The sequence below is a fragment of the Heterorhizobium halophytocola genome (genome assembly GCF_017873095.1).
Taxonomy (GTDB): domain Bacteria; phylum Pseudomonadota; class Alphaproteobacteria; order Rhizobiales; family Rhizobiaceae; genus Allorhizobium; species Allorhizobium halophytocola.
This window is the reverse complement of record NZ_JAGGJU010000011.1, coordinates 179,648-201,146: the sequence shown is the minus strand read 5'-3', so window position 1 is coordinate 201,146 and position 21,499 is coordinate 179,648. Positions and strand designations below refer to the sequence as shown.

General features: G+C 64.1%; 18 protein-coding genes. 6 read left to right on the top strand and 12 right to left on the bottom strand.

Translation table 11 applies throughout. The features are described 5' to 3' along the window. Positions 1–2: 2 nt before the first annotated feature. The 8 genes from tssB to J2Z17_RS19430 all read right to left on the bottom strand — a co-directional run bounded on the left by tssB (position 3) and on the right by J2Z17_RS19430 (position 7,638). Positions 3–521, bottom strand: coding sequence for a type VI secretion system contractile sheath small subunit (gene tssB, locus J2Z17_RS19465; RefSeq protein ID WP_209947311.1), 519 nt, complete (start codon positions 519–521; stop codon positions 3–5). A 72-nt stretch (positions 522–593) separates the two neighbouring features. Continuing rightward, positions 594–1,643, bottom strand: a complete 1,050-nt coding sequence (gene tssA / locus J2Z17_RS19460) for a type VI secretion system protein TssA (RefSeq protein ID WP_209947310.1) — start codon at positions 1,641–1,643, stop codon at positions 594–596. Between the two features lie 39 nt (positions 1,644–1,682). Further along, positions 1,683–3,044, bottom strand: coding sequence for a serine/threonine-protein kinase (locus J2Z17_RS19455; protein WP_209947309.1), 1,362 nt, complete (start codon positions 3,042–3,044; stop codon positions 1,683–1,685). Next, on the bottom strand, positions 3,037–3,909 hold the full coding sequence (locus J2Z17_RS19450) for a c-type heme family protein (RefSeq protein ID WP_209947308.1): 873 nt from the start codon (positions 3,907–3,909) through the stop codon (positions 3,037–3,039). Before J2Z17_RS19450 ends, J2Z17_RS19455 begins: the two co-directional genes overlap by 8 nt. 69 nt (positions 3,910–3,978) lie before the next feature. Beyond that, positions 3,979–4,962, bottom strand: coding sequence for a peptidoglycan-binding domain-containing protein (locus tag J2Z17_RS19445; RefSeq protein WP_209947307.1), 984 nt, complete (start codon positions 4,960–4,962; stop codon positions 3,979–3,981). A gap of 275 nt (positions 4,963–5,237) precedes the next feature. Then, positions 5,238–6,410, bottom strand: a complete 1,173-nt coding sequence (locus J2Z17_RS19440; RefSeq protein ID WP_209947306.1) for a S8 family peptidase — start codon at positions 6,408–6,410, stop codon at positions 5,238–5,240. Continuing rightward, positions 6,407–6,940, bottom strand: coding sequence for a hypothetical protein (locus tag J2Z17_RS19435; RefSeq protein ID WP_245224214.1), 534 nt, complete (start codon positions 6,938–6,940; stop codon positions 6,407–6,409). Before J2Z17_RS19435 ends, J2Z17_RS19440 begins: the two co-directional genes overlap by 4 nt. A 32-nt stretch (positions 6,941–6,972) precedes the next feature. Next, positions 6,973–7,638 carry an RNA polymerase sigma factor gene (locus J2Z17_RS19430; protein WP_209947304.1) on the bottom strand — a complete coding sequence of 222 codons (666 nt, stop codon included), beginning with the start codon at positions 7,636–7,638 and terminating at the stop codon, positions 6,973–6,975. A 1,173-nt stretch (positions 7,639–8,811) separates the two neighbouring features. Between J2Z17_RS19430 and J2Z17_RS19425 the strand changes: the two genes are divergently transcribed. The 3 genes from J2Z17_RS19425 (at position 8,812) to J2Z17_RS19415 (ending at position 13,032) form a co-directional block, all read left to right on the top strand. Continuing rightward, positions 8,812–9,276 (top strand): (2Fe-2S)-binding protein, encoded by a 465-nt coding sequence (locus J2Z17_RS19425; protein WP_209947303.1) that lies wholly within the window; start codon positions 8,812–8,814, stop codon positions 9,274–9,276. Positions 9,277–9,281: 5 nt separating this feature from the next. Then, complete coding sequence (locus J2Z17_RS19420) at positions 9,282–11,540, top strand: xanthine dehydrogenase family protein molybdopterin-binding subunit (RefSeq protein WP_209947404.1); 2,259 nt, start codon at positions 9,282–9,284, stop codon at positions 11,538–11,540. A 154-nt stretch (positions 11,541–11,694) separates the two neighbouring features. Continuing rightward, complete coding sequence (locus tag J2Z17_RS19415; RefSeq protein ID WP_209947302.1) at positions 11,695–13,032, top strand: c-type cytochrome; 1,338 nt, start codon at positions 11,695–11,697, stop codon at positions 13,030–13,032. A gap of 95 nt (positions 13,033–13,127) precedes the next feature. On the opposite strand, the gene J2Z17_RS19410 is transcribed toward J2Z17_RS19415, so the two are convergent. The 3 genes from J2Z17_RS19410 to J2Z17_RS19400 all read right to left on the bottom strand — a co-directional run bounded on the left by J2Z17_RS19410 (position 13,128) and on the right by J2Z17_RS19400 (position 17,901). After that, a complete protein-coding gene (locus J2Z17_RS19410) occupies positions 13,128–14,129 on the bottom strand; it encodes a Gfo/Idh/MocA family protein (protein WP_209947301.1) in 1,002 nt (333 codons plus the stop codon). Between the two features lie 157 nt (positions 14,130–14,286). Further along, a complete protein-coding gene (gene ngg / locus J2Z17_RS19405; protein WP_209947300.1) occupies positions 14,287–16,116 on the bottom strand; it encodes an N-acetylglutaminylglutamine synthetase in 1,830 nt (609 codons plus the stop codon). A 9-nt stretch (positions 16,117–16,125) separates the two neighbouring features. After that, entirely contained in the window at positions 16,126–17,901 is a 1,776-nt protein-coding gene (locus J2Z17_RS19400) for an N-acetylglutaminylglutamine amidotransferase (protein ID WP_209947299.1), read from the bottom strand. 303 nt (positions 17,902–18,204) lie between these two features. Here J2Z17_RS19400 and J2Z17_RS19395 point away from each other — a divergent pair, with 303 nt between their 5' ends. Further along, positions 18,205–18,906, top strand: coding sequence for a flavin reductase family protein (locus J2Z17_RS19395; protein ID WP_209947298.1), 702 nt, complete (start codon positions 18,205–18,207; stop codon positions 18,904–18,906). Between the two features lie 57 nt (positions 18,907–18,963). Beyond that, positions 18,964–20,193: an amidohydrolase family protein gene (locus J2Z17_RS19390; protein WP_209947297.1), complete on the top strand. Its 1,230-nt coding sequence runs from the start codon at positions 18,964–18,966 to the stop codon at positions 20,191–20,193. A 24-nt stretch (positions 20,194–20,217) separates the two neighbouring features. Here J2Z17_RS19390 and J2Z17_RS19385 read toward each other — a convergent pair whose 3' ends face one another. Beyond that, positions 20,218–20,436: a hypothetical protein gene (locus J2Z17_RS19385; protein ID WP_209947296.1), complete on the bottom strand. Its 219-nt coding sequence runs from the start codon at positions 20,434–20,436 to the stop codon at positions 20,218–20,220. A 250-nt stretch (positions 20,437–20,686) separates the two neighbouring features. Here J2Z17_RS19385 and J2Z17_RS19380 point away from each other — a divergent pair, with 250 nt between their 5' ends. After that, the gene (locus tag J2Z17_RS19380; protein WP_209947295.1) at positions 20,687–21,457 is read left to right on the top strand and encodes an SDR family oxidoreductase; all 771 of its coding nucleotides are present in this window, start codon (positions 20,687–20,689) and stop codon (positions 21,455–21,457) included. Positions 21,458–21,499: the final 42 nt, after the last annotated feature.

The window sequence follows — 21,499 nt, the reverse complement described above, 5'->3', positions numbered from 1 at the left end:
GCTTATTCCTCGCTCTCGGAGGTTTGGGACGTGGCGGCTGGTGCCGAGGCCAGGGCCTTCAGCAGGGCCGGATCCTGAATGATCTGCGCCATCAGGTTTTCTGCGCCGGTCTTGCCGTCCATGTAGGTGGTCAGGTTGGCGAGTTGGGTGCGCGCCTCAAGCAGCTTGCGCAACGGCTCGACCTTCTTGGCGATCGCCGCCGGCGAGAAGTCGTTGAGGCTTTCGAAGGTCATCTCAACGGAGAGATTGCCCTCGCCGGTCAGCGTGTTGGGAACGGTGAAGGCGGCGCGCGGCTTCATCGATTTCATCCGGTCGTCGAAATTGTCGACGTCGATCTCCAGGAACTTGCGGTCCGCCACGGCGGGCAGCTGTTCTTCGGACTTGCCGGAGAGGTCCGACATGATGCCCATGACGAAGGGCAGCTGGACGGATTTCTGGGCACCGTAGACTTCCACGTCGTATTCGATCTGGACTCGTGGCGCGCGATTGCGTGCCAAAAATTTCTGACTGCTGTTGGCCATGTTCAGGTTTCCGTGTTTGTCTGGAGGTTAAGTGCCGGGTTCGGGCGCAAAGGTTCATGCGTTCCGCAAAATTCATGAGTCATCGTTTTCAAAGCCCCCGATGAGCGCGACGTTCTCGACCCCCTGGGGGGCCATATCCTTCATGATTTCAAGGAAGTCGGCCGACACGAGCCGGCGGGCGCGCTTCAGCAGGATCGGAACCGGAGAGGACGGTTCCTGCCGTGCGTAATATTCGACGATGCGGTCGATTGCCTTTTTCACGTCGTCCGGGGAGGTGATCGTACCGACGCCCGCCGGCCGCGCCGCAGCGGTTGCGGCTGCGGCGGGGGATGCATCGGAGGCGGCCGGGCGGTCGTCGTCCGACAGCGCACCGGCAACTTCGCCCGTCTCTGCACCCACATGCTGGTCTAGCCGCCGACTGATGTCGTAAAGCATCTTGCGCAGCGGGGTGAAATCGGGTCCGAGCGAGCCGATCCGCTCGTCGAAGGCTGCCGAGAGCGCTTTCACATGCTCGCTGCTTGCGGCCACCGACCTGGCCAGCGCTTCAAGATGGGCAGGATCGGTATCCTGGAAGGCGGCGGAGACCACCTGGTCTGTCGGCGCATTCTGCATTTCGCCAGCCGGGAGCTCCCCTTCCGCTACCAGGAGGTCGCGCAGGCCGAAGCGGCCGAAGGTTCGGCTTTCGGTCAAGGGCGCGGTGCGCAGCGCGCCCAGCACGAGCGCCCGGTCGGTCAGGCCGAGCATGGCGTTGACGCGCATGGTCGGATCGTCATCGTCGTCGGCATCGAGCTGCGGGTGGACGCTGTCCCAGTATTCCTCCAGGCAGCGGCGGATATAGAGCAGCACTTCCTCGAAGGCGAGCAGGCCTTCGCTCTTGAGAGCGGCATTGGCGAGGATCACCGCAATCCTGAGGTCCCGGGTGCGGCCAAGAAGGGCGGTCGCGGCCTTGATCACCGCCGGATAGTCCGGTTCCTCGGCCAGAATGACGGAATCGCCGACCACGCGTTCCTCGCCGGGCGTGCTGGCGATGGTCAGGTCGACGAATTCGGCATCGTATTCGAGGTCGGCACCGCTCGGCGCATCCTCGTCGAAGCTGTTCAGCAGATCATCCAGATTGATCATCGCATATCCTTTCAATTGAGCTATCGCGAGAGGCGGCCGCTAGCGGCTGAGAGCGCTCATGGCGGCCTTGAGGAACCGCTCGCGCTCGGGTCCTTCGGTGACGTTTTCGGCAACCTGTCGGACAAGGTCGTCGAGGGAGGAGGCCTTGCGCGCGACCTGGCGGACAAGCACGCGTGCAATCGGTCCGAGTTGCGGCTTCAGGAGGTCGGTGATGGCGGCCAGACTGTCTTCGGGAAACGCGGTCGGGGTCGAGGATGCCGAGGTCGAGACATCGGACAGCGCCCGCTCGATCATCTTGCGCATGTTCTCGCGCTCGCCTTCATTGGTGAACTCGCGCAGCACGGCCTCCACCATTTCCTCGGTGCTTGTCGCGCTGGCTGCCGCACGGCGGGCGATGATCTTGCCCATCGGCCCGATATTCGAGGTGAGGTGCTGCTCGATCTTGTAGAGGGTCTGGGCGCTCATCCGGCTGAGCATGGTTGCCGTCATCGGGCCACCCTGTGCGACTGCCGAGCGCGGCGCCGGGGCGACGTCGATGAGGCCCGTGTGGTCCGCCCTCGGCAACACCGCCGCCAGCGCCTCGCGCATCTCCCGGGCATCGGCAAAGCGCTTTTCCCGGTCGACATTCATCGCCTTCAGCACGATGTCGTCCAGCGCCGGCGGCAGGGTGGGGACAAGCTCGCTCGGGCAGGTCATCCGGCCATTGCGCACCGCTTCGAACAGCGCCTCGACGCCGCCGCCCTTGTAGGGCTTCTGCCCGGTCAGCAGTTCGTAGAGCACCACGCCGGTGGCGTAGATGTCGGCGCGGGCATCGACTTCGGTGCCCATCAGCTGTTCGGGCGCCATGTAGGAAGGGGTGCCGGCCATGCCGGCGCCGGTCGCTTCCATGGCGGTCAGTCGGGCAATTCCGAAGTCGGTCAGCTTGACCGTGCCGTCATCGGTCAGCATCACGTTGGCGGGCTTGATGTCGCGGTGCACGATGCCGGCGGCATGAATGCATCCGAGGCCGGCGAGGATCTGCGACATGATCGCATGCACCTCCTCCAGCGGCAGCGGTTCGGGCGATGCCCGGCGGTCTTCGAGCGTGATCGAGCGGATGCGCTCCATCACCAGATAGGGAACGCCATCTTCCTGCAGGAAGTCGAAGATGGTCACGAGGTTCTGGTGCAGCACACGGCCGGCGGCGCGGGCTTCGCGGCCGAACCGGTCCAGCCATTCCTGACTGCCGGCTGCGTCTATCAGGTGCTGGTGGATCGTCTTGATCGCGACGGGTCGATCGATGTCGGGGTCCTGGCCCGCATAGACGCGGCCCATGGCCCCTTCGCCGAGAATCCCGTCGATCCGGTATTTGCCGACAAACCTGCGAGGGCCGCCGGGCGCGATGACGGTTGCGTCAGACATCGATCATGCTCATCGCCCGTTCGAGGCTGCGCCGGACCCGGTTGAACGAGGCCGAGAGCGAGCTGATCTCGTCCTTGCCGGGCTTGCTGTATTCGGGGGTGGAGAAATCACCCATGCTGACCTTCTCGGCCATATCAGACATGCGTCGAACCGGGCGCAGCACGATGCGGCCGAGCATCAGGTTCGTCATGATGAAGACGAAGACGAAGACCAGGGCCAGGCCGGCGATCAGGATGATGACGGTCTCCTTGGCGCGCTCGTCGACGATGGACATGGGCGCCGAGATGACCTGCGCGCCGACCGTTTCGCCCAGCTGCCAGTTGAAGCCGTTCTTCGTGCCGTAGAGATCGACCATCGCGGGCGGGGCGGCCTCAGGGGTCGAATGGCAGTGGAGGCAGCCCTCCTGCGTAATGGTGATCGGGAAGGCGACGGTCAGAAACCGCGCACCGTCCTTCTCGACCACGGAGGCCACTTCCTTCAGCGAGGCGTCGCCGCGCAACTGCTCGATCAGCGAGGCCTCCAGCTTGTCGGGGCGGTCCGCCGGATTGGTCGGGTCGAGAACAGCTTCCTTGTAGCCGAATTCCGGAAACTGCTCGTGGAAATTGGCAAACACCGTATGGGTGGCGAATGCGGTCACGGTTTCCGGCAGGAAGAGGATGTCGCTGTCGTCATTCAGAAGCGGACCGACGCTGTTGAGCGTGTAGGAGCGAATGGCATTGGCATTCGCCCGGATCAGGCTGATCGATTGCCGGATGTCGTTGACGGCCGATTTCTGCACGATGAAATAGGAGATCGCCGATGCGGCAGCGATGCCCAGCACGCAGGTCAGGAGAAGAACGATGTTGTATTTGAGGCGAAGGCCCATCGGGTTTGATCCTGGGTTTCGCGCTTCCTTGCGCGGTTGAAATGGGAGCGGGGGACGTCCGTCCGGCGATCAGGCGCTCAGCTCGAGCAACTGCCTGCGGTTCAGCAGGCCTGTCGGTTCAGCCGATCGACCCTTCTGGAACGCCTTGATGGCGTCATGCGTCTGCGGTCCGAACACGCCATCGACCAGGCCCTGGTAGAAGCCGAGATCGCGCAGCTTGCGCTGGATAGCCCGCTTGGCGGCGCGCGACAGCTGCTGCTCGAGAAGGGTCAGTTCTTCCGGCGTTTCGGCGGGTGCGGCGGCCGCCTCCGGCGCTTCGGAGGCTGTCTCCGGCTGCGGCTCAGCCTGCGGGATGGCGACAGGGGCCGGGGCCGCTTCAGCCTGCTGCGGCGGTTCGCGCAGATTGATCGGGTTGGCCGGAAAGCTGGAGATCGACACATTGTCGACCACCGACAGGCGGCGCAGCAGCGCCCCGAGTTCGACCTGCGGCTGGGTTGCGGCGGCCGAGAGGTTGGCGATGACCGGGCCAAAGGCGCTGACATCGGCGACCAGGACCGAGCCGGAGCCCGGCGTGCCTTCGGGCGCGCTTTTCATCACGCTCAGTCCGCTCGCCAGTTCGCTGCGGATATCCACCGCTGTCATCACCACGGCGCCGCCCTGTTCCGCCTGGGCGCTCGAGCGGGAGAAGGCGTTGATCGGGATGCCCTGGGTGAAGATGTCGGTCGAACGGTCGAGCTTGGCGCCGGCCGGGAGGACGAAAGAGCGGCCTTCGAAATTCACGGCCGGTGCGTCGATATAAACGACGGTGGCGCGCGAATTGGCAGCCTCACGGGCGAAGCGGGTGAGGATCGAACGCAGTTCGGAATTGTTGGGATCGACCGATCGGAGCGTCTCGACGCCCATCAACTGGAGCTGCGTCTGGACGGCGTCGGCGCGTGCGGCACCGGTACCAACCGACACCACCAGTGCGACCACCCGGTCAAACTGCTGCGCTGCGGCGGGCAGTGCTCCGAGGATCAGTCCCAAGATCATGAAAACGAGGCGCGCAGTCATCTAGGATCCTTTTGTCTTTCCGCCATTTGCCAAGGCGTGGGCCCGCCCGGACGGGGCGAACGGATATGCGTTCTGCCCCGTAGGTTCCCAAAGGAGCCGATCAGGTTCATGGCCGCGAAAAAAATCCGCGGCAGATGCAAAGGATGTGTCGGTGAGGTGGGGCATCCGGCGCGCAAGAGCGCCTCTCTTGATGGCTAAAAACGCTTACAAGACAGGTGGATACGTCATATTGTGGATTTAAGACGAGAACGTTGTCTCAAGTGGCCACTTGAGGGTCACTGCGTGCAGCTGAAGGGCTTGTCGACCACCGCGTCGAGTGCCTGGCAGGCATCGAGCATCGGCTTGCCGTGACGGGCCTCGACGGCGGCATGGAGGGTCTTCGCAACATCGTTCGCATGCAGGCCAGGATGGGCCGCCAGCAGCAGGGCAACAACGCCCGATACATGAGCGGCTGCGACCGATGAGCCCGAAACATAGTTGTAGTGGTTGTGCGGAGCCGTGCTCAGCACGTCGACCGATGGAGCGGGGATTGCCGTGTCTGCCGAGCGGCCGGCGGCGATGACGCCCGGCACAGAGGCGGGAAAGGCAGCCTTGTCGCCTTCGCCCCAGGCCGCAACGACAACGGCACCGCTGTCGATCGCGGCATGAATGAGTTCGCCCAGCAGCAGGTCCGGTGGGCCGCCAAGGCTCATATTGATCACGTCGAAATGGTTGAGGATGGCGAAGTTCAGCGCGCGTGCGAGCGAAAAACTGTTGCAATGCCCGGCCTTGCCCTTGGCCTGCCAGCAGGCCCTGAGGCCGACCAGTTCGGCATCCGGCGCCACGCCGACCATACCGGTCGCGTTCGTGGCATCGGCACCGATGATCCCGGCAATGGCCGTGCCATGCGCCTCGCCCTTGCCCTGGCGGTCGTCATCGACGAAATCGCGCAGCGCTTCCACGCGACCGGAGAGATCGGGGTGGGTGCCGTCAATGGCGGAATCGACAATGGCGACCTTGACGTTGGCTCCTTTGGAGATGCGCTGGGCCGCGACCGCGTTCAGCTGGACCAGGGCCTGCTGGACCGGAAAATGCCGGGCCGACTTGCTGCTGGCGAAGGTGTTGAAGTCCTGCATCCGCTGAACGGTGCGGATCCGGGCATCGGCCCGCATCCGCTGCACCAGAGCGTCGATGTCCGTCTGCCGGCCGACCTCCACCACGAAGCAGTGGACCGAGATCGACTGGAGCGGCCATTCGGCGGACAGCGTCACGCCGAAGTCGTTGGTGATCGCCGCTGCGGTGGCCGCAAGCGTCTGCGCGTTCGCGAGCGGCACCGTCAGGATCAGGTGCGTTCGGGCCGGCAGCGTATTGGCCGGCACCGGGCGCGGCGGTGGCGTCTGCGCCTTGGCCCCGGTGGACAGGGCAGAGGCGAGCGCCAGACAGAGGAGGAAAGCGACCGCGCGGATCACTGCTGCTCGTCCGGTGCCGCGAAGAGGATTTCCGGGGTTTCCATGAGCGCCTGCGATACGGTCTGAAGATTTGCCGCGTCAGCCTCGGAGATGGATTTTGCGGTGTAGACGCCGGTTTCCGACGGGCCGGAGACGAGAGACAGGCCGTGCCTGGTCAGAATAGCCTTGATCTCATCGACACCAATACCGGGCTTGGTCTGGAATTTGACGGTGTGGAGGTCTTCCGGGATACTGCTGGTCAGCGTGCGGAAATTGTGGTCTGCCGGGCCGAACATGACGACGGCGACGAGACATGCCGCAAGGCTGGCGGCGGCCAGCGTGAAAGAGCCCCGATATCCACCGAACCGGCGCCGAGCGCGGAATTGCGGTCTGGCGATGCGATCATCCGATTCGATCTGCGCGCGTAGTTTTTCCCAACTGCGCGACAGGGGCTGTTCAAAAGGGTCAGCGGTGGCGACGTGCTTGGCAACCTTGTGCTGGCGCGCCACTTCGGCAGCACATTCCGCGCAGGTCACGATATGACGCCGCACGAGTTCTTTCTCTGCAGGGGGCAAAGAGCCATTCACGAACCACGGGATGAGTTCCCAGACGGCATCATGACTGTCTCTTGATCTTGAACTCCGAGTGTCCATGCAACTGCGTTCTCCGAAAATAGTTGCGGATCGTCGGACAGCATAGCCCGCAGGCGTCGCCGTGCCGTCATCATCCGCGTCTTCACAGTGCCCACAGGGCACCCAAGGATTTCGGCTATCTCCGTATAGAGGTAGCCGTTGTAGTACGTCAATTCAACGACCGCCCGTAATTCGGGGGTCAATTGCTGCAGAGCGCCGTCGAGGTCTTTCTGCCTCATGACCGCATCGGCCGTGTCGCTGTTGTCGTCGACGAGGTTTTCGTCGAGCACAACCTCGCCCTTGCGGCGGCCGAGGCTCTGTCGCTGCTTGAGCGACAGCCGGTATGCGATGCCGAAGATCCAGGACGAGGGTTTCGAGCGACCCTCGAAGCGGTCTGCCGTGCGCCAGACGACCATGAGCGTGTCGTTGGCGATTTCCTCGGCGGCTTCGCTGCTTCCCGCGATGCGACGCGCAAAATGCATCAGCTTGGGAAAATACCGGTGGTAGATCTTTTCAAAGGCAACCATGTCCCCCTCGGCGACTGCGGCCAGCAATGCTTCTTCGGTTTGTGGCTTCAACCCCCTGAGGGATGGTCGGATCGATTTAAGTATTCGCATCCTGTTTCACTTTGCTATCTGCAGTGATTGGTGCCGTGCTGCTGACGAAAGGTTCATGTCTCACCTGTCGTTTTTTTTAAGCGGCCTTCACTGGTGACGGTTTTGGTGCTCAAATTTCGTGGCTGGCGCCGGCCGCATCGGGATACGTCCCAGGTCTTCTGCTAGAGGCGCCATGATGTTTATCGCGGCGGCGACCGGTCGGGGATATGGCCCTCGAGCCCGATGAGCACGAGATGCCGGCGCGTGCGTTGCCGGCGCAGGAAGACGCCGGACAAGGCCGACGTCTTGGCAGCATGGGTGGTTGGGCGGTGTCGACCGGGGGTGGGCCGAAAGGGTTCAACCCGGGCATTGCCGGGCGGCCTGACGCCGCGCTGCTGCTCATTGTTTCCATGTGCATTCGAGGCCATGCGCGTATCCCCCTTCTGGTGCCACCCATCGCCGGCGCGTCCCACTCCTATGTTAGGATAAGGGTAAGCGTTGTGCTGAGCGTTGTGCTGAGCGTCAAAACCGTTGGCTTTTCTTGCTCTCATGGCCCTTATTCCGCCGAAAATGCCGGGCAATGCTGCATTTGCCGCCTTGGCGTGGATACGGATGCAGCGGGCCGAAACCGTGTTTTCGGCCCGCTCGGCTCTGTCCCGATAGCTGTCAGTTTCACGTTTCATTTCCCTGCATTCCCGTGCGGCATCTGCCGGCCCACGATATCATGCCGGGAATATCGGAAGTTCAAACGCCGGATGTCACCGGGTGCATTTCTATATCCTCTGGGTGCAAAACGGGGGCTGGCGTTGAGCATTTGCCAAGTGCCGCGGGGCGGTGCCGACCGGTTCGGCCTCCGGATGCCGCGGGCGATGATGGCGGATGCTCGTGCTGTCGAGATCGTCTCTTGCTGCCGCGTCAAATGATAGTTTTTTCGCCACGGCAAAATGCGCCACGCGCTTTGAAATCCTCGTCGAGCGGCCTAATTTGTTAAACAGGGCCGTACCGCGCTCGCGCTGTCTCAACCGGCGGCCAATCGTGCTGGACGCCTGTCTTCGCACCAGATAATGTATTCGGTGAAATTGCTATGCGGAATACCTATCTCGTTTCAGCACGCTTCGCGGCACCGCTTCGGGCAGACTGAAACCAGTCCGCCCGCCGCTCGCCAGCCGCCATATTCAAACTTGGGGAAGAGCCATGAAACTTCAGATCAACGACCAGAGCTATGATGTCTCGTCGGACGGCGACACGCCGCTCCTGTGGGTCATTCGCGATGAACTCGGGATGACCGGAACCAAATACGGCTGCGGCCTTGCCCAGTGCGGGGCCTGTTCGGTGCTCGTCAACGGGGAGATCGTACGTTCCTGCGTCACCCCGCTCGATAGTGTCGAGGGCGCCAAGATCACCACAATCGAGGCGATCGAGGACGACGAGGTCGGCAAGGCCGTTGTCGCCAAGTGGATCGACCATCAGGTGCCGCAATGCGGTTACTGTCAGTCCGGCCAGGTCATGGCCGCCACCGCGCTTCTGAAGCAGACGCCGAACCCGACCGAAGACGACATCGCGGCTGCAATGATCAATCTCTGTCGTTGCGGCACCTATAATGCAATCAAGGCGGCGGTCCAGGACCTCGCCGGGCAGAAGAAGGAGGCAACGCTGTGAACGACATGAAACAGTCTCTCGATATCGCGTCCGAGCTTCCGACCGGCGCGCCGGTCAACCTGTCCCGCCGCGGCTTCCTGCTATCGTCGGCCGGTGTTACGGCCGGCGCGCTGGTGCTCGGCTTCGGCATTCCGGTCAGCCCCGCCCGCGCCCAGCAGGCGGCGGAAAAAGTGGCGCCCGGCACCCGCGTCCCCGCCTTCCTCGAAATTCGCCCCGACAACACGGTTCGACTGCTCAGCCCCTTCGTCGAAGGCGGGCAGGGCGTGTTCACCGCCATGGCGCAAATCGTCGGCGAGGAACTCGACATGGACCCGCAGTCCTTCATCGTCGAGAATGCGCCCGCCGGCCCCGATTATCTGGTGGTCTTCGGCAAGATGCGGATCACCGGCGGCAGCATGTCGGTACGCACAAGCTATGACACGATGCGCAAGCTCGGTGCCTCCGCCCGCCAGATGATCCTGCAGGCGGCTGCCGCCCGTCTCGACGTTCCGGTTGGTGAGCTCGACACCAAGCCGGGCCAGGTGATCCACGCCGCCTCTAACCGGACGATGAATTACGGCGACGTCGCCGGCGACGCGATGGACCTGCCGGTCCCGGCCGCCGACAGCGTCAAGCTGCGCGATCCGAGCCAGTTCCGCTGGATCCGCCAGCCGGTCAAGCGTCTCGACATCGCCGACAAGTCGACCGGCCGGGCGATCTTCGGCATCGACTGCAAGGTCGACGGCATGCTGCATGCCGCCGTCCAGCACGCGCCGCGTCTCGGCATGACGGTTGGCAAGATCCGCAACGCGGATCAGGTCAAGGGCATGACCGGCGTGGAATCCGTCCACACGCTGCCGGGCGCGGTTGCCGTTGTCGCCGAACGCTGGTGGAATGCCAAGCGCGGTGCCGAAGCGCTGCAGGTCGACTGGGTCGAACCCGGCGACGAGCAACTGATGAAGGGCGCCCGCAACATGCCGGCCGACTTCTCGACGGCTGCCTTCAGCGACCGCCTGGCCAATGAGACGGGCCAGGGCAAGGAAGCCGAGAACGAAGGCGACGCCACCGGCGTGCTGAAGGATTCAAAGAGCGTGGTGTCGGCCACCTATCGCAGCCAGTACCTGCACCATGCGCAGCTGGAGCCGCCGTCCACGCTCGCCCGCTTCAACGATGACGGCACGCTCGACGTCTGGATGCCGAACCAGGCGCCGGAGCAGTATCAGGCGGATATCGCCAAGCAGACCGGACTGGATGCCGCCAAAATCAATATCCACAGCCCGCTTCTCGGCGGGTTCTTCGGTCGCCACTTCCTCTATGCGGCGGCCAATCCCTATCCGCAGGCAATCCAGCTCGCCCAGGAGACCAAGCGGCCGATCAAGCTGATCTGGTCCCGTGAGGAAGAGTTCCTGCGCGATCCGCTGCGGCCGATGGCGGCGGTGCGCTTCCGTGGTGCGCTCGATGATGACGGCATGCCGGTTGCGATCGAGGCGATCAGCGCCTGCGAGGGCCCGTCCGAGGCGCTGTCGGGTCATGACGACAACAAGCTAGACCCGATGGCGGTCGAGGGCCTGACCGAGAAGCCCTATGCGATCCCCAATCGACGCATCGCCCAGGTCTTCGTCGAGAACCCGACCCAGCTTGCCTATTGGCGCTCGGTCGGCAATTCGATGAACGACTTTCTCTATGAAAGCTTCCTCGACGAGATGGCCGACAAGGGCGGCAAGGATCCGTACGAGCTGCGGATGAAGCTGCTGGAGGGCAATGACCGGCTGTCGAAGCTGCTGAAGACCGTCGGCGATCTGTCCGGCGGCTGGAAGCGGGGACCGTTCACCGCGCAAGACGGTACGCGCCGTGCCCGCGGCGTGGCCATGGCGTCGCCCTTCGGCAGCCATACGGCCGCGATCGCCGAGGTTTCCATCCGGAACGGGGAAGTGGTGGTGCACGATGTCTGGGAGGTCATCGACCCCGGCAGCATCGTCAATCCGGCGATCATCAAGGCGCAGATCAATTCGGCGACCGCGCTCGGCCTGTCGCAGGTGCTGCTGGAGGAAACCGTCTACGAGAACGGCGAACCGCTCGCCCGCAACTACGATCTCTACCCGATCCTGCCGCCGGACCGCATGCCGCGCGTCCATGTGCAGATCATCGAAAGCGGGGAGAAGATGGGCGGCATCGGGGAACCCGGCCTGCCGGCCATTCCGCCGGCCGTCGCCAATGCGGTCTCGACCCTCACCGGTCAGCGGATCCGCAGCATGCCGCTGAAGAACTATCAATTCGATAGCTGAGGCGCGACACGCTGCGCCCCGGCAGACATCATCCTACACCTCCCGCAACCGGTTTCCGGTCGCGGGAGGTGAAGCGGCTGGAAAACGGTCGATCGTCCGATGTCTGCTCTTCCACCCCTGAATGTGAAAGCATCCCCAAAGAGGCGGGCTTCCCTTGAAAAAGATCCTACTGATCCTCCTGCTGGTCATCATCGTCATCGGCGGTGGCATGACCTGGTTCGTCAACCGCATGCCATCGTCGCCCTTCGACGACACCGCCGCCGCCGCATCGCCGTCCGACGATATCCTGCAGAAGGGCGAATATGTCGCCCGGCTCGCAGACTGCGTGGCCTGCCACAGCACGCCGAAATCGAAGCCTTTCGCCGGCGGCCTTGAAATGGGCACGCCGCTCGGCTCGATCTTCGCCACCAATATCACGCCCGACAAGGATACCGGCATCGGCGCCTATACGCTGGCCGACTTCGATCGCGCGGTGCGCAAGGGCGTCGCGCGCGACGGCCATCGGATTTATCCGGCCATGCCCTATCCGTCCTATGTGAAGATGAGCGACGACGAGATCGAGGCGCTCTACGCCTATTTCATGCATCAGGTCGAACCGGTCCGGCAGGAAGACAAGCCGTCGGACATTCCCGCACCGATGAACATGCGCTGGCCGCTTGCGATGTGGAACGTGGTCTTCACCGATAGCGGTCGCTACCAGCCGAAATCCGACCAGGACGACCTCTGGAACCGCGGCGCCTATCTGGTGCAGGGGCCTGGCCATTGCGGCAGCTGTCATACGCCGCGCGGCATGGCGATGAACGAGAAGGCATTGGATGAAAGCGATCCGCAATATCTCTCGGGCGGCCTGCTCGATGGCTGGTACGCGCCGAGCCTGCGCCAGGACCACAATACCGGTCTCGGCCGCTGGAGCGAGGACGATATCGTCGCCTTCCTGCAGAAGGGCCGCAATGAGCATGCCGTCGTCTTCGGTTCGATGACCGAGGCCTATAACAACTCCACCCAGTTCATGACCGATGACGACCTGAAGGCGATCGGCCACTATCTGAAGTCGCTGCCGGGCGATCCCGACCGTGACGGCAAAAAGTGGGAATATGTCGAGACGGCATCGGCCGGGGAGGTCACGTCGACGCCCGGTGCCCAGACATTCGCCGCCAAGTGCAGCTTCTGTCACGGGCCGGACGGCAGGGGTAAGAACCAGTGGATCCCGCCGCTTGCCGGCGCCACGTCCTCGCTCACCAGCGAGAACGCCTCGCAGATCAATGCGACGCTCAACGGTTCGGGCCGCGTTGTGACGGCCGGCGTGCCGGATGCCTACCGCATGCCCCCCTATCGCGGCCAGCTGGACGACCGGCAGATCGCCGACGTGCTCTCCTATGTCCGTTCGAACTGGGGCAATACCGGTGGGCCGGTCACGGCAGACGAGGTAAAGACGCTGCGCGAAAGCACCGATCCGGCGAGCAGCAACCCGATCGTGCTGCAGATGCGGTAACGCAGCGTTCTGCCGAAAACGCCAATGGCCCGCCGTGACACAGACGCATGGCGGGCCATTTTTCGTTCTGCCGTGTCGAACGGCGGCGCCCGGGCTCAGCGTTTGCCGCTCGCCAGTATGGCGTCGATGAAGGTGTGAGCCCGCAGGGCGTCGTTGCCGGAGACCATCGGCGGGCGCTGCCCGCGCACGGCGGCGAGGAAGTCGGCAATCAGCGCGCGGTGCAGCTCATGACCGAAGGCCATAGGGTCGGCCTTGAAGCCGGCAGAGCCCGTGGCGCTTTCGACGATCGCGCGTCCATCCCGCAGATGCGCCTCCAGACTGTCACCGGTCAGCACGGCCGTGCCCCTGGTGCAGATCAGTTCAATCCGCTCGGGATAGCCCGGATAGGCGCAGGTGGTCGCCATCAGGGTGCCGCTGGCGCCGTTTTCGAACGCGAAGGCCCCGCTGACAAGATCCTCCGTCTCCATCGTGTGGACCGGTGTGGTGCGGGCAAAGGCTGCGATATCCTGCGGTTGTCCCGCCAGATTGAGGAGCAGGTCGATCGTGTGAATGCCCTGCGTCAACAGCACCCCGCCGCCGTCGCGGGCAAGCGTGCCGCGACCCGGCTCGTCGTAATAGCTCTGAGGCCGCCAGTTGCGGATGCTGGCGGAGGCCTCGAGGATGGTGCCGAGCTCGCCCGATCGCAGCAATGCCTCCAGCGTCCTGTAGGACGAGCGGAAGCGGTTCTGGAAGACGATGGACAACAACACGCCGGCTTCGTCGGCCGCCGAGACGATCGCCTTAGCCCGCTCGAGCGACACATCCAGCGGTTTCTCCAGCAGGATATGCTGGCCAACCGCCGCGGCGCGCTCGACCAGTTCGAGATGGGTGTTCGGCGGTGTCAGGATCAGCACGGCATCGACCGTATCGGCGTCGAAGATGTCGTCCACATTGCCGGTGACCGGCAGGCCGTATTGTTCGCAGAAGCGGCTGCGTCGCGCCTCGGTCGGGCTGAAGGCGGCCACGACCTCCACCTCGTCTTTCAGATCGATCAGGCTACGGGCATGATGGCCGGCGGCCATGCCGAGCCCGATGATCCCCACGCGTGTTCTTGCCATCCTCGCTCCCTCCAAAGCTTCGGCTGCGCTGGACGCGACAGCCGTTCCCAAGAGAGCCTTAGCCGGATTCGCCCCCGCGCCGATAGCATCCGGAAGGAGGAGGGCCGTCCGCGCTGTGGCTGACAGCCCTCGAAAACCTCAGGGTGTTCGCCTGCGCTCAGCCCTTGGTCTTTTCACCGGCCCGGCTGCCCTTGCGCAAGGCCTGCCGCGTCGGCTCGGGCATGGAGAGCGGAAACAACAGATCGATGAAGCGTTCGACGGTCGGTTGCGGTTCGTGGTTGGCAAGCCCCGGGCGTTCGTTTGCCTCGATGAAGGCATAGTCCGGCTCGCGCGGCGACTTCGTCATGAAGTCTATGCCGACGACCGGAATGTCGATTGCCCGGGCGGCCTTGGTAGCCGCTTCGACCAGCGCCGGATGCACCTCGCCGGTGACATCGTGAATGGTGCCCCCGGTGTGCAGGTTGGCGGCCTTGCGCACCGTCAGTTCCTCGTTGAGCGCGAGCACGCTGTCGAGGCTCTTGCCGGCCGCGGCGATGGTGCGCTGGGTCTCGCCGTCGATCGGGATCTTCGATTCCCCGCCGGTGGCGGCTTCCCGGCGCCGGCTCTGGGCGGCAATTAGTTCGGCAACCGTGCTCTGGCCGTCGCCGATGATGAAGGGTGGACGGCGGATCGCGGCCGCGACCAGCTTGTAGTTGATGACCACGAGACGCAGGTCATGCCCTTCGACCATGGCCTCGATCAGCACGTCGTTCGAGGTCTGCTTGGCGACCTCGATCGCGTCGGCGATTTCTTCCATGCTGGTCAGGCCGATCGATATGCCGCGGCCCTGTTCGCCCCGTGCAGGCTTGACCACGAGCCGGCCGTGTTCCTCGAGGAACGCGGCGATCCTGTCCTCGTCCGCATCGGCGCTGATCTGCGGCGGGACCTTGACGCCGGCCTGTTCGACCACCCGTCGCGTGGTCGCCTTGTCGTCGCAGATCGACATGGCGACGGCGGAGGTATGCTCGGAGAGGCTTTCGCGGCAGCGTACGGACACGCCGCCCTGGGTCAGCCGGAAAAAGCCGCCGGGTGCATCCAGGATCTCCACCTGAATGCCGCGGCGGCGCGCCTCGCGCACGATGATCGTGGCATAGGGGTTCAGCCCGTCGTCGGTCTCCGGTCCGGTATAGAGCCGCTCGTTGATCGAGTTGCGCCGCTTGACGGAGAAGAACTGCACCCGCTGGAAACCGAGCTTCTCGTAAAGCGCTGTCGCCTGCACATTGTCGTGCAGTACTGAAAGATCGAGAAAGGCAGAGCCCCGTGCCTCGGCATATTCGGCCAGGCGCCGCACCAGGGCTTCGCCGATGCCGGGATGGCGCGCCTGCGGATCGACGGCCAGGCACCAGAGCGAGTAGCCGCGCTCGGGATCGCCGAACGCCTGGGCATGGTCGACCCCGGTCGCCGTGCCCAGGATCTCGCCGGTGCGCTCGTCTTCGGCGACGAAATAGATCATCGAGCGGGCATCACGCTGCGACCAGAAGAAGTCCGGCGGTACCTGCACCATGCCGCGCGAGGCATAGATGCGGTTGATCGCCACCGCGTCCGCGCGGGAGGTCAGCCGGCGGATGAAATAGCCTTTCGGCGTCTTCTTCGACGGTCGGTAGCTCGACAGGTTCAGCCGATAGGTGTGCGAGGGGTCGAGAAAGACTTCCAGCGGGGCGCTGGCCAGCAGCACATGCGGATCGCGCACATAAACCGCGATGTCGCGCCGGTCGGCCTTTTCCTCGCGCAGCGCGCCGGCCACGTCGGAAAGCTGATCGAAGGTCTGGGCGAACACCAGCCGTCCCCAACCGCAATCGAGCGTGAAGTCCGGCTTCCATCCCTCGGACTTCTGGTTGGGCTGGCTGATCGGCGGTTTCGCACCGGTCTCGCGCATGCGCTTCAGGCGCTGGCCATCGACGTCACGACCGCGTGAGGCGGCCGGAGGCTGTTTCTTCGAATCCGACATGGGCAGGCCTCAGATCTGATGCTCTTGCAACCACATTTCGAGAAGCGCGGCCTGCCAGAGTTCGGAGCCACGCAGCGGGGTGATATGGGCAGCCGGATCGGCAAACAGCTGATCGAGCCACTTGGTCTGGAACAGGCCGCGTTCGCGCGCCTTCTGCGAGGTCAGCGCATCGCGGACCATGTCGAGAAAGGGGCCTTGGATATATTTGAGCTGCGGCACCGGGAAATAGCCCTTCTTGCGGTCGATCACCTCGCTCGGCACGACCAGCCGTGCTGCATCCTTCAATACACCCTTGCCGTTGTCGGCAAGCTTGAATTCCGGCGGGATGGTGGCCGCCAGTTCGACCAGTTCGTGGTCGAGGAAGGGCACGCGCGCCTCCAGGCCCCAGGCCATGGTCATGTTGTCGACCCGCTTGACCGGGTCGTCGACCAGCATCACTTCGGAATCGAGCCGCAGCGCGCGGTCGACCGGCGTCTCGGCATTCGGTCCCATCAGGTGGGCCCGCACCAGCTCCAGGCTCTCGTCTTCTTCCGCCATCCATTCCGGCGAAATCTGGGTGGCAAGCGTCGCGTGGCTGCGGTCGAAGAACACCTTGGCATAGTCGCTGACGACGTCGGTCGAGCTCAGCAGCGGCGGATACCAGTGATAGCCGGCAAACACCTCGTCGGCGCCTTGGCCGGACTGCACCACCTTGATGTGCTTGGAGACCTCGCGCGACAGCAGGTAGAAGCCGATATTGTCGTAGGAGACCATCGGCTCGGACTGCGCGCGGATCGTGTCGGGCAGGTGGCTCATCAGGTCGCTCGCCGGCACGAAGATCTTGCGGTGATCGGTCTCGAAGCGCTTGGCGATCAGGTCGGAATAGACGAATTCGTCGCCCTTTTCGCCGTTTGCTTCTTCAAAGCCGATCGAGAAGGTCATCAGGCCCTTCTGGCCTTCTTCGGCGAGCAGGCCGACGATCAGGCTGGAATCGACGCCGCCCGACAGCAGCACGCCGACCGGCACGTCGGCGACCATGCGGCGCCGTACGGCGGTGCGCAGGCTTTCCAGTACCCGGTCGCGCCAGTCGTTGCGGGTGAGACCGGCATCTTCGGCACGCCGCAGATAGGAGGGGTTCCAGTATCGGCGCTCGCGGCTGGTGCCGTCACTCTCGATCCGGCGAATGGTGGCTGGGGGAAGCTTGCGCACGCCCTTCAGGATGGTGCGCGGCGGCGGCACGACGGCGTGGAAGCTCATGTAGTTGTGCAGGGCCGCCTTGTCGACGTCGGTGTCGATGTCGCCGGCGGCGAGCAGGGCCGGCAGGCTGGAGGCGAAGCGCAGGCGCTTGCCGTTTTCGGCGAGATAGAAGGGCTTGATGCCGAACCGGTCGCGGGCGAGCGTCACCGCGCCCGTGTCGCGCTCATGGATGGCAAAGGCGAACATGCCGTGAAAGCGGTTGACGCAATCCTCGCCCCAGGCGTGAAAGGCTTTCAGGATCACCTCGGTGTCGCCATCGGAGAAGAAGGTATAGCCTTTGGCCTGCAGTTCCTGTCGAAGCTCCGGATAGTTGTAGATGCAGCCGTTGAACACGATCGTCAGGCCGAGCGCCGGATCGGCCATCGGCTGGGCAGCGTTTTCGGAGAGGTCGATGATCTTCAGGCGCCGGTGTCCGAAGGCGACCGGCCCGCGTGCCAGAACGCCGCTACCGTCGGGGCCGCGCGGTGCAAGAACACAAGCCATCTTGTCGACAGCAGAGGTATCGGCAAACGAACCATCAAAACGGATCTCTCCGGCAATTCCACACATATCGGTGAGTATATCCTTCTTCTGACCCGGCAATGTTCGACGTACCGGTGAATGCAAATGGAAAAAGGCGTGGAGATGTCCACGCCTCGCTTCAAATTCTATGTAGCCCAGCCAACCGTAGATTTCAAATTCAGGCGGATATTGGATGAGGCTGGCCGGATGTTCATGAGGTCGGCTCCGATATCTGACGAATACAGGATGGCGTTGCGTGGACGCGATATCTTGGGTCCGGGACATTGATTGCACTGCACAATCGCTCCATGATGCGGTTTGTTCCCTCCGCCTCGAAAAAATTGCGAGATCATGTCCGACAGCCAGCCCCCATCCCACCCGTCGGACGACGGGCGCTTCACCCGCTTCGATTTTCGCACGCTCAGCCCTCGCGACTGCTACAAGCTGCTGATCGGCACCGTGGTGCCGCGGCCGATCGCCTGGATCACCACCGTCGACCGCGATGGCCGGGTCAATGCGGCACCTTTCAGCTTCTTCGGCGTGCTGTCGGCCGATCCGCCGCTGCTGGCGGTCGGCGTCGAGAACCATGCCGACCTGACCTTCAAGGACACCGGCCACAACATCCGGGCCACCGGTGAGTTCACGGTCAACATCGTCGGCGCCGACAATCTGGCCGCGATGAACACCACGGCGGTGGCTTTCCCGAGCGATGTCGACGAGCTGGCGGCGGCAGGTCTGACGGCGATCCCGGGTACCCATGTGAAGTCTCCCTATATCGCCGAGGCGCCGGCCGCCTTCGAATGCCGCCGGCATGTGACGCTGGAGGTCGGGGCGTCGCGCGAAATCGTGCTGGGCGAGGTTCTGGCCCTGCATATCCGCTCCGACATCGTCAACGAGCGGCTGCATGTCGACCCCAAGGGACTGAGTGCGCTCGGGCGCATGGGCGGGCAGGGCTATTGTCGCAGCGACGAGACCTTCGACCTTGCGACGCCGTCCGTCGCCGACTGGCAGGCGCTGGCCTCGACGCTGAAAGCCGGGGAGCCGGCCGAATGATGGCCGCAACTGCCGTGCTGCTCGTCCGCTGCCCTAGCGGCAAGGGACGCTAGAGCGATGCGCGCCGATCTGGTGCTCCGCAGTCTGCGTCTGTGCGAAGGCGGGCCCTTGCAGGATATCGCCGTTGCCGATGGCCTGATCGCGGCGATCGGCCCAAGGCTTGTCTGCGAAGCCGTCGAGGAAGTGAACGGGCAGGGCGCCTTTGCCTGCGCCGGTTTCGTCGATACCCATGTGCATCTCGACAAGGCCTGCATTCTCGGCCGCTGCCGGATCTGCGAGGGCACGCTTGCCGAAGCGGTAAAGGAGACGGCTGCGGCAAAGGCCGGTTTCACCGCGGAGGACGTCTATCTGCGCGCCGCCAAGGTGGTGGAAAAGGCAATCGGTCACGGCACCACGCGGATGCGGACATTCGTCGAGATCGATCCGCGGGCCGGCTTCCGGTCATTCGAGGCGATCAAGCGCCTGCGGGCCGACTATGCGTTTGCCATCGACATCGAGATCTGCGCCTTCGCCCAGGAAGGCCTGACGGGGGAGATGGAGACGTTCGCCATGCTCGACCGGGCGCTGGCCGAGGGCGCCGATCTTGTCGGTGGTTGCCCCTATACCGATGCCGACCCGACACGGCATGTCGACCTGATCTTCGAACTTGCGGTTCGGCACGATGTTCCGGTCGACTTCCATCTGGATTTCGACCTCGATCCCGCCCACACCGACCTGCCGGCGGTGATCGCCGCGACCCGCAGGCACGGCTATGCCGGTCGGGTTTCCATCGGCCATGTCACCAATCTCTCTGCGATGACGCCGCAGGCGCTGAACGAGGCCGCCGTGGCGCTTGCCGCGGCAGGCATCGCGCTCACCGTGCTGCCGGCCACCGATCTGTTTCTCAATGGACGCGGCCATGATCGTCTGGTGCCGCGCGGGGTGGCGCCCGCCCATCTTCTGGCGGCTGCCGGCGTTACCGCGACGATCGCCACCAACAACGTCCTCAACCCGTTCACGCCCTTCGGCGATGCGTCGCTGGTGCGCATGGCGAACCTCTATGCGAATGTGGCGCAGCTTTCGCGCGACGCGGATATCGCAGCGGTGTTCGACATGGTGACGGCCGCCGCCGCGCGGCTTGTCGGCGCTCCCCACGGTCTGTCGGTCGGGGCAGCGGCGGATATCGTGCTGCTGGATTGCGAGGGGCCGCTGTCGGCGGTGCGCGAGGTGGCGCCGGTGCTCTGCGGCTTCAAGCGGGGGCGCAAGTCCTTCGACAACGGCCGGCGCACGCTCCTTCACCCTTCGTGAGTCTTACCCGGACGGTCGCTCGCCTCAGGCGACGAGGGCGGTCTTCCTGCGGCGTCTGGCAGGCGGCGCGCGCTTCGCGGCGAGTGTCAAGGCGCGACGGCTTGCCTGCATGTTCAAGGTGAATTCGTCGCGTCGCGCGATTGCTATGCGGTAGACCGCAAGCGCCATGGCGGCGGCCAGCGTCAACAGCGCCACAAGCACCACAAAGGCGCAGATCCATATCCAGGTTTCTATCGTCGTCATGGCTTCCTCCACCACCACCAAGTCTATCCAGTGTCTCCCGGTACAAGATATATCATGAACACCTTAATTAATGTTGATTGCGCAAGGCTGTCTCACGCATCTTTGCGCGGGAAAGCCCCTTCAATCCCTCCGGATTAGAGTTTGAAACCCGCATTGCTTCGGCAATACGCCTGGCACACGCCATTGGAACTGAACGGAAGGCCCGGCTGTTTGGTCTCGGACAATGCAAGTTTCGAGAAGGACAGATGGGATGAAGACTGTTTTGGTAACCGGGGCCGGGTCCGGTATCGGCGAGGCAACGGCGCGGCTTCTGGCCGAGCAAGGCTATGCCGTCGGCGCGCTCGGGCATACGAAATCCGAACTGGACTCCGTGGTCGAGGCGATAGAAAAGGCCGGCGGGCAGGCGCTGGCGCTGGATGCGGACGTTACCGACGAGACGGCGATGCGCGCGGCCTGCGAGACGCTGGCCCGGCAGTTCGGCGGTATCGATGCCGTCGTTGCCAATGCCGGGATCAACGGTGTCTGGGCGCCGATCGACGACCTGAAGCCCGAGAAGTTCGACAAGACTATCGCCGTCAACCTGCGCGGGACCTACCTGACGCTGCATCTCACCGTCCCCTATCTGAAACGCGCCGGCGGCGGGGCGATCGCGGTCGTCGCCTCGATCAACGGCACGCGCACCTTTTCCAATCCGGGGGCGACCGCCTATAGCGCCAGCAAGGCGGCGCAATATGCGTTGGTCCAGCAGCTGGCGGTGGAGCTTGGGCCGTACCATATCCGCATCAATGCGGTCTGCCCCGGTGCCATCGACACCGAAATCGACGACAATACCGACATCCGCAATCGCGAGCAGGCGGAAATTCCGGTGACCTATCCAAAGGGCTCCATTCCCCTGACCGGAAAGCAGCCGGGACGGTCGGTCGACGTGGCAGACGCCATCGCCTTTCTCTTATCCGATCAGGCCCGCCATATCAGCGGCACACCGATCTGGGTCGATGGTGCGCAGGGGCTGATCCGCTAGCAAATCGAGGGCCGGTGAAAAAGGCCCGCGGCGATCATCCGC